This is a genomic window from Natronorubrum texcoconense (genome assembly GCF_900100335.1).
Classification (GTDB): Archaea; Halobacteriota; Halobacteria; order Halobacteriales; family Natrialbaceae; genus Natronorubrum; species Natronorubrum texcoconense.
In genome coordinates, this window is record NZ_FNFE01000009.1 from 132,345 (window position 1) to 149,268 (window position 16,924).

15 protein-coding genes are annotated in these 16,924 nt (G+C 65.6%); 9 read left to right on the plus strand and 6 right to left on the minus strand.

Translation table 11 applies throughout. The features are described 5' to 3' along the window. The first annotated feature begins 22 nt into the window (after nt 1-22). From BLT08_RS21180 to BLT08_RS21195, 4 genes are all read left to right on the plus strand, one after another. Nucleotides 23-289, plus strand: coding sequence for a DUF7553 family protein (locus BLT08_RS21180; protein ID WP_090312055.1), 267 nt, complete (start codon nt 23-25; stop codon nt 287-289). 129 nt (nt 290-418) lie between these two features. After that, the gene (locus tag BLT08_RS21185; RefSeq protein ID WP_090312057.1) at nt 419-622 is read left to right on the plus strand and encodes a Sp36 family protein; all 204 of its coding nucleotides are present in this window, start codon (nt 419-421) and stop codon (nt 620-622) included. After that, nucleotides 615-1,625, plus strand: a complete 1,011-nt coding sequence (locus BLT08_RS21190; RefSeq protein ID WP_090312059.1) for a DUF7972 family membrane protein — start codon at nt 615-617, stop codon at nt 1,623-1,625. The genes BLT08_RS21185 and BLT08_RS21190 overlap by 8 nt, the downstream gene beginning before the upstream one ends. A gap of 268 nt (nt 1,626-1,893) precedes the next feature. Further along, nucleotides 1,894-3,921, plus strand: a complete 2,028-nt coding sequence (locus tag BLT08_RS21195) for an SLC13 family permease (RefSeq protein WP_090312172.1) — start codon at nt 1,894-1,896, stop codon at nt 3,919-3,921. Between the two features lie 13 nt (nt 3,922-3,934). Here BLT08_RS21195 and BLT08_RS21200 read toward each other — a convergent pair whose 3' ends face one another. Continuing rightward, nucleotides 3,935-5,065 (minus strand): ORC1-type DNA replication protein, encoded by a 1,131-nt coding sequence (locus BLT08_RS21200; protein ID WP_090312061.1) that lies wholly within the window; start codon nt 5,063-5,065, stop codon nt 3,935-3,937. Nucleotides 5,066-5,566: 501 nt separating this feature from the next. On the opposite strand from BLT08_RS21200, the gene BLT08_RS21205 reads away from it, so the two are divergent. After that, entirely contained in the window at nt 5,567-6,823 is a 1,257-nt protein-coding gene (locus BLT08_RS21205; RefSeq protein WP_090312063.1) for an RNA-guided endonuclease InsQ/TnpB family protein, read from the plus strand. 132 nt (nt 6,824-6,955) lie between these two features. Here the strand turns inward: BLT08_RS21205 and BLT08_RS21210 are convergent, their stop codons facing one another. The 3 genes from BLT08_RS21210 to BLT08_RS21220 all read right to left on the minus strand — a co-directional run bounded on the left by BLT08_RS21210 (nt 6,956) and on the right by BLT08_RS21220 (nt 10,789). After that, nucleotides 6,956-7,123 (minus strand): DUF1059 domain-containing protein, encoded by a 168-nt coding sequence (locus BLT08_RS21210; protein WP_090312065.1) that lies wholly within the window; start codon nt 7,121-7,123, stop codon nt 6,956-6,958. A 98-nt stretch (nt 7,124-7,221) separates the two neighbouring features. Continuing rightward, the gene (locus BLT08_RS21215) at nt 7,222-8,646 is read right to left on the minus strand and encodes an amidohydrolase family protein (protein WP_090312067.1); all 1,425 of its coding nucleotides are present in this window, start codon (nt 8,644-8,646) and stop codon (nt 7,222-7,224) included. A gap of 88 nt (nt 8,647-8,734) precedes the next feature. Next, nucleotides 8,735-10,789, minus strand: a complete 2,055-nt coding sequence (locus BLT08_RS21220) for a MutS-related protein (protein WP_090312069.1) — start codon at nt 10,787-10,789, stop codon at nt 8,735-8,737. A gap of 309 nt (nt 10,790-11,098) precedes the next feature. On the opposite strand from BLT08_RS21220, the gene BLT08_RS21225 reads away from it, so the two are divergent. The 4 genes from BLT08_RS21225 to BLT08_RS21240 all read left to right on the plus strand — a co-directional run bounded on the left by BLT08_RS21225 (nt 11,099) and on the right by BLT08_RS21240 (nt 13,738). Next, nucleotides 11,099-12,058 (plus strand): DUF368 domain-containing protein, encoded by a 960-nt coding sequence (locus BLT08_RS21225; RefSeq protein ID WP_090312071.1) that lies wholly within the window; start codon nt 11,099-11,101, stop codon nt 12,056-12,058. Between the two features lie 79 nt (nt 12,059-12,137). Continuing rightward, complete coding sequence (locus BLT08_RS21230; RefSeq protein ID WP_090312072.1) at nt 12,138-12,359, plus strand: hypothetical protein; 222 nt, start codon at nt 12,138-12,140, stop codon at nt 12,357-12,359. Between the two features lie 247 nt (nt 12,360-12,606). Continuing rightward, nucleotides 12,607-12,939 carry a DUF7344 domain-containing protein gene (locus BLT08_RS21235; RefSeq protein WP_090312074.1) on the plus strand — a complete coding sequence of 111 codons (333 nt, stop codon included), beginning with the start codon at nt 12,607-12,609 and terminating at the stop codon, nt 12,937-12,939. Nucleotides 12,940-13,063: 124 nt separating this feature from the next. Continuing rightward, the gene (locus BLT08_RS21240) at nt 13,064-13,738 is read left to right on the plus strand and encodes a type 1 glutamine amidotransferase (RefSeq protein WP_090312076.1); all 675 of its coding nucleotides are present in this window, start codon (nt 13,064-13,066) and stop codon (nt 13,736-13,738) included. Between the two features lie 32 nt (nt 13,739-13,770). Here BLT08_RS21240 and BLT08_RS21245 read toward each other — a convergent pair whose 3' ends face one another. Then, nucleotides 13,771-15,294, minus strand: coding sequence for an amidase (locus BLT08_RS21245; RefSeq protein ID WP_090312078.1), 1,524 nt, complete (start codon nt 15,292-15,294; stop codon nt 13,771-13,773). Between the two features lie 198 nt (nt 15,295-15,492). Next, on the minus strand, nt 15,493-16,821 hold the full coding sequence (locus BLT08_RS21250) for an MFS transporter (protein ID WP_090312080.1): 1,329 nt from the start codon (nt 16,819-16,821) through the stop codon (nt 15,493-15,495). Nucleotides 16,822-16,924: the final 103 nt, after the last annotated feature.

Genomic DNA, 16,924 nt, shown 5'->3' on the forward strand with positions numbered 1-16,924 from the left:
TCGTCTCGTGGTGGCCGGACGTATGACAGAACAACTCCAGCAGGCGCGCGACGATCTCGAGGAAGCGGCCAAATCCGCAGACGACGACGTCCGCGACGACATCCGTGAAACGGCCGAGGCCTTCGCCGACTACACGATGAGCGATACGGCACCCGACCACGCCATCCTCGACGAGCGACTCAACACGCTTCGACAGGTCAGCCAGCAGGCCGATGGGAACACCAAGGACAAAGTCGAGTCGGCCATCGAGACGACCGAGGACTACCGCGAGACGATCGATCAGGCCTGATCTGCGGCGACGACCCGCCGACAGCCGACTCGAGCGTGTTCGATGCCGGACGACTCGAGGCGCGAAGACCCCCTCAGCCCGGCGTATCACCGCACGACCCTTTTGCATCGCTCCGTAGAGGATCCGTCCATGAGTCACGCAGCCGGTTCGTCGTGGGAGTACACGGTCATCGAACCGCCGCGCGGGCCGACGATGGAGGAGGCCGTCGACCCCTCGAAGGAGTTGAACGAGTTGGGCGCCGACGGCTGGGAACTGGTGTCGACCATCGAGTACACTGGCGGCGGGACGAAGTACCTCGTCTTCAAACGACCCGGGAGCGCTACCGATGAGTGACGAGGTCGGTACGCAGGACACCATGCGCGAGCGGGCCGACGAGAGTCGGCTCAAGCTCTGGTTGCTGCTCGGCGCGAACCGGACGATCGTGACCGTCGTGCTCTCGGTCGTCTTCTTCGCCCTCTTCGTCGGCGTCGGCTCGCAGCTCGAGCCCCCGCTTTCCGTACTGCTCGAAGAGCGCGGCGTGATCGAGACGCTGTTTTCGGCGATGATCGGGGCGCTCATCACCGGCGTCACGCTGGTCGTCACGATCAGCCAGCTCATCATCTCGGAGGAGAACGGCCCGCTCGGGGAGCAACACCGCCGCATGAGTGAGACGATGGACTTCCGGGATCACGTCACCGATCTCGTCGGGAAGCCGTCGCCGGCGGATCCGTCGGCGCTGTTGCGAAACCTGATCAACGCTACCGAGTCGCGAGCGGAGGGGTTTCAGTCGTCGATCGACGGCGTCGACGATCCGGAGCTGGCCGACGAGGTCGACGAGTTCACCGAGAGCCTGGTCGGCAACGCCGACACCGTTCGCGATCAGCTCGACGGCGCGCAGTTCGGCACCTTCGAGGTCCTGAACGCGGCGCTCGACTACAACTACTCCTGGAAGATCTTTCAGCTCGAGCGCTTGGAGGACGACTACGAAGACGCGCTGGACGACAACCATCGGGACGCCATCGACGAACTCCGGACGGCACTCGTGATGTTCGGACCGGCCCGCGAGCACGTCAAGACGCTGTACTTCCAGTGGGAGCTGATCGACCTCTCGCGGCTCATCCTCTACGCGGCGATTCCGGCGCTGCTGGTCGCCGGATCGGTGTTCACGTTCGTCGACGCGTCCACGGCTCCGGGCACGACCGCCGGTGTCGAGAACGTGCTGTGGATCGTCGCGGTCGGCTTTACGATCACGCTCGTCCCGTTTTTCCTCCTCACCGCGTACGTGTTGCGGATCGCGACCGCCGCGAAGCGAACGCTCGCGATCGGGCCGCTGATCCTCCGCAGTTCCCAGCGCTGATTTGAGAGCAGTGATCTGCGCCCGTCCGACTGCACAGCTTCGTCTCGTTTTCCGCAACTGAACCGACGGAAGCGACAGTATCAGCTCCGCGCGCCCGGCCCCGGCTCCGGAACCGCCGCTTCGAACTCGAGTTCTTCGAGTCGCTCGACGACGCCTCGGACCACACATGTTCGATCGGCGCAGCCGAGAATACGCACCCGAAACATAGATTTACCGACGGCAGACATACACCACGAATGACTGATAGCCGTCTTCCGGAGCGCGAATGATGATCGGTGCGGACGTTCCCGCAGGTGCGCTGGTGGTGTTCGGACTCATCGCCGTCGCGCTCGTGTTGTTCGTCTCGGAACTCATACCGAACGACGTGACGGCGATCGGGATCATCGTCGCGCTGGCCGTCCTCGAGCCGTTGACCGGCGTCGGCCACCGGGAGGCGATCTCGGGCTTTGCTAACACGGCGACGGTCACGATCGTCGCGATGTACATGCTCAGTGCGGGCATCCAGCGGACGGGCCTCGTCCAGCGACTTGGCCTCTCGCTCGCGGCGTTTACGAACGGGGACGAAACGCGCGCGCTGGCGGCGACGGTCGCGACGACGGGGCCGATCGCGGGATTCATCAATAACACGCCGGTGGTCGCGATCTTCATCCCGATGATCTCGGACCTCGCCGAGAAGACCGGCGTCTCTCCGTCGAAGCTGCTGTTACCACTCTCGTACGCGGCGATCCTCGGCGGCACCTTGACGCTCGTCGGCACGTCGACGAACCTGCTCGCCAGCGAGTTCGCCGTCGACCTGCTCGGTCGGGGGCCCATCGGCATGTTCGAATTCACTCTCCTCGGCGTCGTGATTCTGGCCGTCGGCCTCTGCTACCTCATGACCGTCGGCCGGTGGCTGACGCCCGCACGGATCCCGGTCGACGCGGACCTCGTCGAGGAGTTCGACCTCGAGGACCACCTCGCTCACGTCCGCGTCGGTGCGGATTCGGAACCGGTCGGGCTCACGGTCGACGAACTCGAGGAGCGAACCGAAGCCGACGTTCGCATCCTGCAGGTCCGTCGGAACGGGGGCCGTGACGTGCGACCCGAGAAGAACGAGCACGTGCTCCAGTACGATGACGACGACGCGACGCCGAAGGACGACACCGCGCGCCTCGGCGAAACGGCGCGCGACCGGCAGCACCGACACAACGAGAGCGTCGAACTGCGAGCCGAAACTGACGCCACCGTCGAGCGACCCCACCGGAACGAGGAGGCGTTCGTCCCGATCGAAACGGACCGACGAATCCGGAAAGGCGACGTGCTCGCGGTCCACGGCACGCTGCAGGCGGTCAACCGTTTCGTCGGGAACCAGGGCGTCCACCAACTCCCCCGAAAGCCGGTCACCGAAGAGACGTTCGACGAGTCCGGGGACGAGGGAGTGCTCGCCAAAGCGATCGTTCCGCCGGAGTCGTCGTTCGTCGGGAAGACGATCTCCGAGACGCGTCTCCGCGAGTTCTATCGGACGACCGTGCTGGCGATCCGTCGCGACGGCGAGTTGCTCCGGACCGATCTCGGCGAGGTCCAACTCCGGGCCGGCGACCTCCTCCTGGTCCAGACGGTTCCCGGAACGATCGAACACACGACCGAAACCGGCGATCTCGTCGTCGTCGACGATGACGCCGTCGACCGCCTGCTCGAGGACGGGATCGACGACGTCGCGCCGCTGTCGCCGAAGACGCCGATCGCGCTCGGAATCATGGCCGGCGTGGTCGCCACCGCCGCGCTCGGTCTCGTTTCCATCGCTATCGCTGCGTTCGCCGGCGTCTTCCTCATGATCGTCACCGGCTGTCTGTCGACCACCGACGCGTACGACGCCGTCTCGTGGAACATCGTGTTCTTGCTCGCGGGCGTGATTCCCCTCGGCGCCGCCCTCGAAGCGACCGGCGGCTCCCAGATCATCGCCACCGCGCTGGTTTCGACTGCCGCATTCCTCCCGCTCGTCGCGGTCCTGTTACTGTTTTCCATCGTGACGGGACTCCTCGCGAACGTCATCACTCCCGTCGCGACGGTCGTACTGATGCTCCCCGTGGCGGTCGACGCGGCCGGGAGCCTCGGCGCAGCGCCGTTCTCGTTTCTCCTGGTGGTGATGTTCGCCTCCGCGACCTCGTTCATGACGCCGGTCGGCTATCAGACGAATCTGATGGTCTACGGCCCGGGCGGGTACAAATTCACCGACTTCCTCAAAGTCGGCGGACCGCTACAGCTCCTGCTGGCGGTCGTGACGACGATCGGTATCGTTCTCATCTGGGGCGTTTAGAAACGGTGTCGGCTCACTCGAGGCGATCCAGCACCGCCTCTTTCTCGTAGGATAGCGAGAGCGACCGCGAACGCCCGCGGCCGTCGACGTCGGCGTAGTCGGCGTCGATCAGCCCCAACTGATCGAGTTTGTTGACGATCTCGGAGTAGCGCGTGTAGCCGAGGTCGGTCCGGTCGCGGAACGCCTCGTAGACGTCGCCGGCCTGATCGCCGTCGTTGTGGGCGATCACCTCGAGCAAGGCCTGTTCGGTGTCCGTCAGTCCGGAGAGGCTTCGGGAGAGGTTGATGTACTTCGATTTCTCGTAGGCGTCTTCGACGTCCTCCATCTCGACGGTACGACTGGCGCGCATCTCGGCGTTCAGCCCGGCCCGTCGGAGCAGGTCGATGCCGACCCGGAGATCGCCGCTGTCGGCGGTGAGATCGGCGACGTGCTCTAACGTCTCTCGGGAGATGACGCCGTCGTGGAAGCCGCGTGTAACGCGTTCGGAGAGGATGTCGACGATCTCCGGCTGGTCGTACACCTGGAAGTAGACGTCTTCGGGCCGAAAGACGCTCTGGACTCGCGAGTCGAGTTCGTCGATGACGTCCAGTGCGGGATCGGAGGAGACGACGACGACGCCGATTTTCGCGCCCGGATACTCCTCGTGAGCGCGGAGCAGCGAGTACAGCGTGTCGGAGGCCTCGTTCTCGTAGAAGAGGTAGTTGACGTCGTCCAAGGCGACGACGAGCACCTTGTCCTCCTCGACGAGTTTCTCGGCGATCTGACCGAACAGCTTCTTGAAGGAGATGCCCGAGGAGGGCGGTTCGTAGTCGAACGTCCCCTCGAACAGCCTCGAGAACACCGAGTAGCGCGTCGCGTTGACCTGACAGTTGACGCGAATCGTCCGGACGTCGCTGGTCTGGGCGCCGACCTCGTCGAACAGTTTCTGAATGGACGTGGTCTTGCCAGTTCCGGGCGGTCCGCGGACCACGACGTTCAGCGGCCGCGACCCTCGAACTGCCGGACGCAACGCGTACGTCAGGCTCTGGGTCTGGCCCTCGCGGTGCTTGAACGTCTCGGGAACGTAGTCGATTTCGAAGACGTGTTCGTTCTTGAACACGGACTCGTCCCACGACAACATCCCCCCGTCGGGGTCATCCACCATCACTTTCACCACGCTCTCGTAGCTACTTAGTTCTTCGCAGCGAACCGAAAGCGGCGCGTCAGGGGGCACTGGACGTGTGTGGCGTACTGTCGAATTACCCGTTCGTGGCGAGCTATCGCACCGCAAACTCGAGAGACACTCGTCTACAAATAAACCGGTAAATAACAGGTGTTCTCTAGATCTAGCGAAAATACTTAACAACCACTGGCGTAATGGCACTGTTAGCGGGATAATGTTCAAGCTCGTCCCTCTTCGAGGAACGATCCACACTCTCCAAACCGTTATCCCGCGCCTATGTGACCGAGACAGCCCTTCTCGGGGCTGTACCGATTCGAACGTTCATAGCCTGCCGTTTCGGCATTTTTGAGGTGGAGCCTCCGGCCTCAAGGAGCGAACGGGCCTGCGGCCCGTGAGTAGAAACCGACATGGTACGTCACAACCGACATACTGCGACCGCCCAACGCCCGAATGTTTAATAACCATCAGAACCCCATCTGAAATATGGGGGTTCGGCGTACCGCGCCCGTCAAGCTCGTCGTTCCCGACGAGCGACGCGACGACCTCCACGAATCCGCCCGGCAGTTCCTTCATTGCGCCAACCGTGCCGCCGAGTTCTGTTGGTCCGACGAATCCTACACCGAGTGCGTCACGGTCAACACGACCGCACGAGACGCTCTTTACGACGAACTCCGCGAGGAAACCGACCTCACCGCGAACCTCGTTCAAGAAGCCATCCGACGTGCTGTCCACGCCGTTAACGGATGCGTCGAACGGTGGAAACAAGGAAAACGAGTGAGCCGGCCGGAGTTCACGTCGTGGAGTATGCTTTACGACAAACGGAGCGCCACATTCTACCGGAACAAAGTCTCACTCTCGACTGTCAACGGGCGTGTCGAGTGCGACTTTGAACTTCCCTCGGACAGCCCCACACCATATGAGCGGTACGTGCTGTCCGAGGAGTTTGAGTTCCGAGCGAGTACGCTCCAGTACGACGCAGTGAACGACGAGTTCTACTTCCACATCACCACTCGGAAGTACGACTCCGATGGAGACGGTAAGTCGTCTGAGGTTTCGGAAGATGCCGAGCACCAAACGGTCCTCGGTATCGACCTCGGCGTTAACAGTCTCGCCGTCTCCTCGACCGGCACGTTCTGGCAGGGAGACGACTACGACCACTGGTGCCGCGAGTTCGAGAAGCGACGTGGAGAGATGCAACAACGCGGCACGCAGGCCGCACACAACGTCTTGCTTCGACTCGGGAAGCGTGAAGAAGCATGGCGGAAACAGTACATTCACACCGTCGCCAACGAACTCGTCACGGAAGCCGTTGAACATGACTGCGACGTTATCGTGTTCGAGGAGTTGACCGACATTCGAGAGCGTCTTCCGCAGGCGAAGTGGCACCACATATGGGCGTTTCGACGCCTCTACGAGTACGTCTCCTACAAGGCACCTGAGAAGGGCATCTCCGTGGAACAAGTCGAGCCGAACTACACGTCCCAACGCTGTTCTCGGACGGACTGCGGGTTCACGCACGATGACAACCGCCACGGAGAGCACTTCTGTTGCCAGAAGTGCGGATACGAAGTGAACGCGGACTACAACGCCGCGAAGAACATCGGGACGCGGTATGCTCGGAAGCGAATACACAGACTCCGTTCCTCGCCTACGTCGGGGGGCGGAGACGCACCAGTAGACGTGCGTATAAATGGTGGGATGTTGAATGGGAAGAGTCACCAGCAATTGGCTGGTGACTGATTGCCGGGAGTCCACATCAAAGTCCCATCTGCTCACGGGCCGCAGGCCCGTTCGCATGGTCCGTGGGACGGAAGTCCCACGCTACCCTCAAGGACCGAGGCGCGTAGCGCCGAGGGAGTAGGGTGGGGTAGTTTACGTCAGTTCGATCCGTTCCATGCCGCGCTCGAGATCCGCCGAATCGATCCGGCCGCCGTGGGTCATCCGGACGTGCGCTCGGACCAGCCGTTCCACCTCGTCGCCGCTGCTCGAACGGATCATAAACTGGCAGCTCCCCTCCGAACAGTCGAATTGATAGGGCATAGCATAGCATCGGCCGCGGACGGTGGTAGGTATTACACTTGCATAGTACAGATCCCCTGGTGCGATTTGCGGTCCGCACCTGCGAGTGTTTGCTCCCCTCAGAGCCAGCCCGTCTCGACGCGTTCGACGAGCCTCGAGTCGGCGCGTCGCCACGCGTCCGCCGCTCGATCGAAGACGGCCGCCGCGCGGTCGTTCGCGGCCTCGAGAATGGCGTCCTCGTCGGCCGTGACGACGTCGCCGCCGTCGAGGACGACGTCACCCTCTACGATCACCGAGTCAACGACGCCGGCGTTCGCGCCGTAGACGAGGTTCGGTACCGCGGTGTGCAGGGGCCGCGAGACAGTCGGTGCCGTCGAGGGGTGGTCGAGATCGAAGACGACGAGATCGGCTCGTTTGCCCGCCTCGAGCGAGCCGACTCGATCGTCGACACCGAGCGCGCGGGCTCCCTCGATCGTCGCGACGCGAAGGGCCGCCCAGGCCGGAAACGCCGTCGGATCCCTGCGCTCGGTCTTCGCGAGCAGCGCCGTCGTCCGAAGCTCTCGGAGGAAATCGTGGCCGCCCGGCCCCGGCGCTTGATCGGTGCCGACGCCGGCGATTCCGTCGTGTTCGCGGTACTCGACGATCGGCGGCGTGACGCCGTCGATGGCCGCGATCGAACTCGGGTTCGCGACCATCCTGACCCCCGCCGCGGCGAGTCGCTCGCGTTCGTCGGCCGTCGCGCCGTGCAGGTGGGCCGCCAACAGCCGCTCGGAGACGAGTCCGAGCTCCTCGAGCACCCCGACGGTCGTCTCGCCCGCGCCGTAGCGCGCCTCGATCTGGCGGCGTTCGCGCTCGCCCTGTGCGACGTGCATGTGGATTCCGCGATCCCGTTTCGCGGCCCGGTCGCGGATCTCCACGAGGAGCGCCGACGGAACCATATCCAGCGCTTGCGGGCCGTACAGACACGAAACCCGCTCGTGATCGGCGTAGGCGTCGAACAGCGCCTCGTTGCGCTCGAGCGCGTTCCGTCCTCGTTCCTCCTCGAGCGGATACGGCTCGTCCGGGCCGAGATCGCTCGCATCGTCGCCGACCGCGTTGATCGTCTCGGCGGCGACGACGCGGACGCCCAGCGGCTCGTGGGCGTTCTCGACGAGTTCGCCGACGTTCGTCGCGTACTCCCCGACGGTCGTCACCCCCGATCGGAGGGCCTCGAGGACCCCCAGCCGAGCGCCGGCGACCCGGTCCTCGGCGATCATCGCGTCCGAAAGCGGCCCGAGCGAGCGGTTCATCCACTCGATCTCGGGGACGTCCTGGGCGCCGCCGCGGAGGAGGGTGAGGTCGGTGTGTGCGTGGCAGTTCACCAGTCCCGGCATCGTCACTCGGCCCGAGCCGTCGATCGTTCGATCGGCGTCGCCGTCGAACTCGCTCGAGGGGCCGACGAAGGCGATCTCGCCGCCGTCGACGGCGACCGTCGCGTCCTCGAGTACGCCGAGTCGCTCGTCCGCCATCGTGAACGCGAGCGTGTTCGTGATCGCGAGGTCCATGATTCGGTCCACGAGCGGGGGTTCCAAAAGGGGTCTCGAGTCGGCAATCGCCGCCCGTCTCAGAGACGCCGTTGCCGACTCCGCCGACTCAGTCGAACTTCTCGAGCAGCCGGTCGTAGAAGACGGGTTCGGGGTCGCCGGCCGACGGCTCTCCGCCGTTGGCCGCCACCGGTTCGCCGGCTTCGTTCGCCAGCTTCTCGACGATCAGCTCCGGCGTCGACCGCGCGAGGTGGTCTTTGACCGGGGACCGGTTCACCTCGAGTTCGCCGTCCACCAGTCCGACGGCCTCGATCCCGTCGATCGTCACCGCGAAATCGGCCATCTCGCGGATTTCGCCGGCCAGGTGGGAGACGAAGACGGCGGTCGCGCCGTTGTCGGAGAGCGCCTCCAGGATGCCCGCGATGATCTTCGCGGACGCGCCGGGTTCGGTGATACTCTCGAGTTCGTCGACCAGCACGAGCGAGCCCTCGCCGCCCGTTGCGAGGTCGGCGAACTCTCGCACCGTCGACTCGAACGCGCCCGCGTCGAGCGTCCCCTGGGTCTTCGCGTGGTAGTGGAGGTCGTCGAACCGCCGCAGCCGCACTCGTTCGGCGGGAACGGGCAGGCCCATGTGGGCCAGCACGACGACGCTCGCGACCAGGTCCAGCGTCGACGTCTTCCCGCCGCTGTTGACGCCGGAGAGCAAGGCCACGCCAGACACCTCGTAGTCGACGGGGTCGATGGCCTCGAGCGGCTCGTCGAGCAGCGGTGATCGGCCGCCCTCGATGGCGAAACCGACTGCGTCGTCGGAATCGCTGCGGGAAGCGTCTTCGGCAACGAACTCGGGCATCGTACACTCGAACTCGCGCGAGAATCGGGCGATCGCCAGCTCGACGTCCAGCTCGAGGGCGTCCCGAACCAGCTGTCGGGCATCTTCGCGCTGGTCGGCGAGATCGGCCGCGAGGTCGCGCTTGAGTCGACCGGCGCGTCGTTCCTTCGCCGCCGTCAGCTCCTCGCGGAGTCTCGAGACGACGGCCTCGTCGCGCTCGACCGGAAACGTCGGCTCGTCGCTGAACGCTCGGCGGGCGATCTCAGCCTCGCCTTGATCGAGATCGATCGCGTCGACGAGGTGGTCTCGAGCCGCCTCGACGGCTGCGGCGTACTCGTCCGCCAACTCTCGCGAAAGCAGGGAGTCGACGCCCGCGCCGCGCTCGACCAGCGAGAGGAGGTCCGCCCCCTCGATCGTCACGTCCTGTTCGCGGATTGCCTGTCTGAGGTGGTCGTTGGCCACGCTCTCGGCCGCGCTCGCCGCCGCGTCGAGATCGTCGACCGCCGTCGTCAGTCGGTCGAGTTCGTCGTCGCCCGCGACGGTGCCGTCCTCGTCGAGCCGCGAGAGGCCGTCCTCGAGTGCTTCGAGGTCACAGGCCGGCTCGAGGCCGGCTGCCTGATGAACCTCGACGGCGGCCTGCAGTCGGTCGCGATTGCGCGCGAAGAAGGCCAGCGGCCGCTCGGGGACGACCTCCGCGGGGTTCTCGAGCGCGTCCGGCCGAACCTGCACGTCGCCCTCGACGGTGACGCCGGCGAAGGACTCGTCGAGCGCGAACACCGTCGAGTAGCCTCGCGCGAGTTCGGCCAGCCCCTGTGCGTCCTCGACGACCTCGACGGAGAGCTCCGGGATCGCCTCTCGCGCTTCCGAGTAGCGCTCGGCGTCGGTGGTCGCCAGACAGCGCTCACGGACCCGGACGTCGCCGGGCTGTCGGAGCGGCTCCACGCCGTCGAGGGCCTCGAGCACGTCGTCGTCGAAGTCGCGCTCGACGGCGTCGCTCGCGAACGCCTGTACCTCCTCGATACGGGATCGGCGGGGACTGGGGTAGATCGTCTCGAGTCGCTGGGCGGCGTAGTCGGTGACGGTTCGCGCCTGGAGCAACGCGAGGACGTTCCGGTAGACCTCGCGCGCGCGATCGGTCGCGAGGAAGCCGCCGGGATCGTCGTGTTCCTGCCGGATCGCGCCGCGCGCGATTCGCGCGGCCCGACCCTGGGTGATCCCCGGCGCGGTCGCGATCGTCGCGACGTCGCCGCTTCGCAGCGCGCGCTCGGGTTCCTCGAGCGCGTCGAGCGCCCGAGCCGTCTTTTCGCCCACGCCCGGGATCGACTCGAGGTCCATAGCTTCGTGAGCAGCGTATCAAACCGGAGCGAGAAAAAGTTCCCGCCCGGTGGTCGAGACTCGGCAGAGTCGCGTGGCGCACCATACCTGGCACTCGACGTCGTCTGTGGGAGTTGCTACCAGGAGGAACAACCGAAACGATTTCTCGTGGCCGCTACAGCGGCTGATGGTGTCGTTGCACTTTTATACGGCCGGGTGGCGACCGACTACGTATGCAGACGAACCGGCGACCCGATCGAACAGGCTCGGATCGGTGGCGACCAGCGGAGTCGCTGCGGAACGCGAGTCCGGGACGCTACGAGTGAACCTATGGAATACGACCGAACCGATCTCTCCCTCGACCGCCTCGAACTGCTCCGGATCTACGGCTACGGGCTCTGTATGGGTGCGGCGGACGCACTCCCCGGTGTCTCCGGCGGCACCGTCGCGCTCCTCCTCGGGTTCTACGGACGACTGATCGCCGCCGTCACCGCACTCACGCCTCGTCGAGCCGCCGCCGTCCTCAGGGGATACCGGTCCGACCGACGGCCTCGAGCGCGGGAGGCCCTCGTCGAGATGGATCTCCAGTTCCTGATCCCGCTGGGTATCGGGATGGTTACTTCGGTCGTGCTCATCGCCGGGACCGTCTCGTCACTCGCGGACTCCCATCCGGTCGCCCTCTTCGGCTTTTTCACCGGGCTGATCGCTGCCTCGGCGATCGCCCTCGGCCGGAGCCTCGAGTGGTCGTCGTCGAAACACGTCGGCGTCGCGATCGCGGGCGTGACGCTCGCCTTGCTGGTCGCCGCCGACGTCGTCCAGTTGCCCGGCGGGGGCCGCGCCGTGATCTTCGTCGCCGGCGCGATCGCGATTAGCGCGATGATCCTGCCAGGGATCTCCGGCTCGCTGATCCTGATCCTGCTCGGGCAGTACGTCTTCCTCTCCTCGGAACTGAGCGCGTTCGTTCGCGCGCTCGGTGAGCTCGTCACCGGGGGGTCGATCGGGGCCGCCGTCGGTCCGGGGACGACCGTCGCACTGTTCGTCGCCGGTGGCCTCGTCGGCCTCGTGACGATCGCTCGCGTCGTCCGCGCGGCGCTGGCCCGTCAGCGCGAACTGACGCTCGTCTTCCTGGTGAGTCTCATCGCCGGCTCGGTGCCGGCTCCGTTACACAACATCGGCGAGACGCACGCCTGGACGACGGAGACGATCGCGCTGACCTTCGGCTGGGCGGCTCTCGGTGCGATCGCACTGTTCGCACTCGAGTACCTCGTCGGCGGCTTCGATCCGGAGTGATCGGGCGACTGAACTCACCGATCGACACGCTTGCGCGCTCCGGGGCGCTCGTTATCCAGTCGGATCCCCAAGGACAGGTATGGTACTCAAGAAACTCCTCGGCTCGACAGCGACGCGGTCACTGACGGTCGTCTCGGTGCTTTCGGAGGCGAAGAAGGCGTTCAGCGATGGTCGGCGAACTCGCGCGCTCTTGTTGCTCGGCGTCGCCGTCCTCGCCTGGAAGTGGATGGTCGTCGGCCTGGCCGCACAGGGTCTCCTCAAACTGCTTCGCAGCGGGCACTCGGGCTCGAGTCCGACGTAGCCGGTCGGGTGGCTGGTGTGAGCGACTGACCAATCCAGCGGACGAGAGCGATCGCGCGCCGGGCTTTGTCCGGCAGGATCGATCCGTAATCGGTGTACCGAACGTCTATTATTCATCCGTCTCCGGCGATGCTGCCCCCGTCTCGCTCCGGTAATATCCCCTGTCTCGCCCGTAATCCGTTCCTGACGTGACAGCTCCGTGGGAAACGGTCCTCCGAACATAAACCCACGCAGTGCTACTCTCGGTCATGGTGAACGTAGGTACCGTGTTCAAGTTACTCGAGGACAAGCGCCGACGGTACGCGCTGTACTACCTCGATCAGCGAGACGGGCCGGTGGCCATCAGGGAACTCGTCGAGCGGATCGACGAGTGGGAGGACGATCCAACGCGGCCGGATCGGTCGGCGGACGCGTTCGAAAACATCGCTCTCGAGCTGACGCACACGCACCTTCCGCGGGCCGCCGAGGTCGAATTCATCCAGTACGATCGAGAGCAGGGGACCGTCCAGATTCAGGGTGCACCCCCGAAGTTCGACACGTTCGTGAACATCGCGCGGCTCATCGAGGAACCGGAGGAGTGACCCGGTTCTGAAACGCGTCCAGTCTCGAACGTCCAACTCGAAGGCCCGGTTCTCGCCTCGAACGGGTCCCCGGATACACCGATCGACCGACACTGCTATTTTCGACTCGACCCAACGCCCACCAATGGAATCGCCGACGATCGTCGTCGTTCGAAGCGAGGTCGACCCCGACGCCGAGTACCACTGCGACGCGCTCGCGGGATTCGTCTCGAGCGCTGCCCCCAGCACCCGAGAGATCGATTACCCTGCTGGCGAGCGTCCGGACCTCGAGCGCGCGGACGGCGTCGTCCTCACGGGGAGTACGGCCGGGGTCTACGAGGTCGACGAACGGCCGTGGATCGCCGACCAGCAGCGGCTCGTCCGCGAACTGATCGACCGCGAGATTCCGACGCTCGGGGTCTGTTTCGGCCACCAGATCGCCAACGCGGCGCTCGGCGGGACCGTCGAACACGTCGGAACGACCGCGCGGCCGGTCGACGCCGACCTCGCCGACGACCCGCTCTTCGACGACGTCTCGTCCGTCGTCCCCGTCACGCACGGCGACGTCGTTACCGAGGTCGGTGACGAGATGGAGGTCATTGCTTCGGCCGACTACTACCACGCGTTCGCGACGCGCCACCGGACGGCCCCGCTGTGGACCGTCCAGTTCCACCCCGAGTTCACCGCTGACCTGCGCGACCGACTCGCGGCCGATTTCGACTGGAAGGAGGACGACCACGGTTTCGAGGACGTGAACGCGACTCGTGTCATCGAGAACTTCGCGTCGATGGTCGCGGACTCGAGCGACTCAGACGAGTAATCACGCGTCGATCGTCGAAGACTCGAGCGTCGCTACGAGCCCGATTCTTCACCCGCGAGCGCCGACTCGAGCGTTGCCGCCGCGTCGAGAACCGTCGCGTCGTCGAACCGCGAGCCGACGAACATCAGCCCGACGGGAAGCCCGTCGACCTCGCCGACGGGAACGCTGATCGCGGGATGGCCGGTCCGGTTGAACGCGGTCGTGTTGGCGGGAACTTTCTCCGCTCGCAGCCGATCGTACTGATCCAACTCGGGCTCGTGTTCGGGCGCGGTCCGCAGCGTCGTCGGCATCGCCAGCAAGTCGCGGTCCTCCAGGAGCGCGTCGTAGCGCTCGGTGAGTTCGACGACGAGGTTCATCCCGTCGGCGTAGTACCGCGAGTGGTACGTCTCGTTCGCGTAGGCGCCGACGAGCAGGGAGAGTTTGAGCGGGGCCGGGAAGTCGTCGGCCTGTACCCGCCGCGCCGAGCCGAAGAACTCGATCCAGGAGGTGTTGTACCAGCCCTTCCAGCCGTGGCCGAGCCCCTCCCCGATCATCGCGTCGAGCAGGCCCTCCGCCGTACAGACGGTGTGGATGTCTTCGGCGTCGCGGTGCATCGGTTCGGAGACGTCCTCGAGGCTCGCGCCCCGCTCCTCGAGCGTCTCGAGGGCGCCGTGGACTCGCTCGAGGACGCCCTCGTCCGCGTCGGGATGGTCGAACCCCTCCCGGAGCAGCCCGATCGAGAGGTCGGTCGCGTCGCCGTCGAGCTTCTCGTGGTAGGGCTCGACCGGGACGGGGCTCGCGGCTCGCAGGTCGCGTTCGTTGCTGCCCGCGATCACCGAGAGCATTCGCGCGGCGGTCTCGACGTCCGACGCCATCGGCCCGGGATGATCGATCGCGTGTGCGAGTCCGATACAGCCCGTGTAGGGAACCAGTCCGTAGGTCGGCTTGTGACCCACCACACCACAGAGTGCGGCCGGAATCCGGACGCTCCCGCCCTGATCCGAACCGATCGCGGCGTCAGCCTCGCCCGTCGCGACGACGACGGCGCTCCCGCCGCTCGAGCCCCCCGCGAGGTGGTCGTCGTCGTGGGGGTTCGTGATCGTCCCGAAGGCGCTGTGGCCCGTCGTCGTCATGGCGAAGTCGTCCATGTTCGCCTTGCCGGTGATGTCCGCGCCGGCCTCCAGTAGCCGGGTAACGATGGTCGCGTCGACGTCTGGGACGTAGCCCTCGACGACCTGCGAGCCGCAGGTCAGCTCGACGCCGGCGACGCAGACGTTGTCCTTGACAGCGATCTCCATCCCGTCCAGTTCGCCGCCGTCGTCGCCGGCCACGTAACAGCGGCTCACCCACGCGTTGTGTGGATTATCTTCGTCGGGAACGCGAACGCCGGCACTGCGCTCGCGGCGTTCGCTTCCGCCGAGACGCGAGACGGGGTCGTACGAGCGAACCGTCTCGTAGGCTTCGGCTCGTTGCTCGGCCATCTCGGCGAAGAACTCGAGTTCCTCGTCGGTGAGATCGAGAAACAGCGAGTCACCGAGCGCGCGGAGGTCGTCTTCCGTCGGCGGTCGAATCGGCATACTGTGGCCGACACCGCGGGTGCTAAAGGGCGTAATCCTCCGCTCGGAGACTGTCGAACGCTCGTGAAAATCGATCAGCGCCGCTGGATCGAATCCGGGGTGGTAGCCACCAGTCTCATACGGTTTGCTGTACCGATTTTCCGGTTGGACCGTCGGACGGGTCACGGCCCCACCGGAACTGACGTACAGCAGACAGTATCAGTCGTCGCTCGTCGCGTTCGCGGCGCTCGAGGTCGCGGCCGGGTTCTCGGAGACGAACCAGCCGTCTTCGGTCGCGTTCTCGGCGATTTCCGGCTGGAACACCCAGGCGGTCAGCGCCAGAATCGGGATCATGGTGAGCGCGACGACGGCGTACCCCATATGCAGGTTCGGGAGGAACGGCGCGGCGAACAGCAGCGGGTAGACCGAGCCGCCGACGGTCCCGATACCGCCGACGATGCCGGCGACGGAGCCCGAGTTGTTCGGGAACATCGCGGGCACCTGCGCGAAGATCGCTCCCTCGGAGAACGCACAGCCGACGCCGACGAGGAAGCCCGCGGCCACGGCGATGTAGATGTTGCCGGTCAGCCCGGCGGCGGTCATCCCGAACAGCGCGAGGACGACGAAGGCCATCGTCGCGAACGTCCACTGTTCGCGGTAGCGGCCCTCGAACCAGGGGAGGATGTCTTTCTCGTTTCGGGCCATCACGTCGCTGATGTAGCCACCGAGCGGGCGAAGCAATCCGGCCGCGATCGAGAACGTCGCCGCGAACGTCGCCGCGATGACGAGGTCGCCCTGTCCGAAGCCTTCGCGGTAGTAGGTGCCCAGCCAGCCGTTCATCGCGACCTCGAGACCGAAGGTCATGATGTACGCCGCCGAGAGCACGACCGCGCCGTGGCGAGTGGCGATGTAGATCCACTGCTGGAGGCTGACGCCTTGCTTGGCCGCCTGGCGTCGCTCCTCGGTCTTCGCGGCGTCACCGACCACGAAGTAGATGATTCCGAGCACGATGGCGATGACGCCGGTGTAGAAGAACGCGGCGCGCCAGTTCGACGCGAACAGCGCGTCGGAGTAGCCGTCGCCGAAGATCCGCGGGAGCGTGAAGTACGCGCCGAGGCCCGCACCGGCGTTCCCGACGCCGGCGAAGATCCCCTCCGCGAGGCCGAGGTTCTCCTCTTCGAACCACTGGGCGACGTGCTGGATGCCGATGACGAAGGTGATCCCCGCCAGCGAGGCGATCACGCGCGAGATGGTGAAGATCTCGTAGTTCGGCGCGAACGCGCTGATGATCGAGAAGATCCCGACGATCACCAGCGTGATGCCGGCGGTAACCGGCGCGCCGAACTTGTCCGTGAGCGGACCGATGACGATCCGGCCGAGCGGGACGGCGATGACGGCCGCACTCGAGACGAGTCCCAGTTGGGCCACCGAGAGTCCGTACTCGTCGGCGATCTCGCCCGTGAACGGGGCGAACGAGAACCAGATCACGAACCCGAGGTTGAACATCGCCGTCGCGAGCAGCAGGTTGATCCACTTGCGGTCGATCATACGTCTCCCTCGCGTTCTGTTCCGTCACTCGAGCGAGCGAGCGACCGACCGGGCGCGCCGGTGGTCGCCGTCTCTCGCGTTGGGACGACGGCCCGCTCGCCGT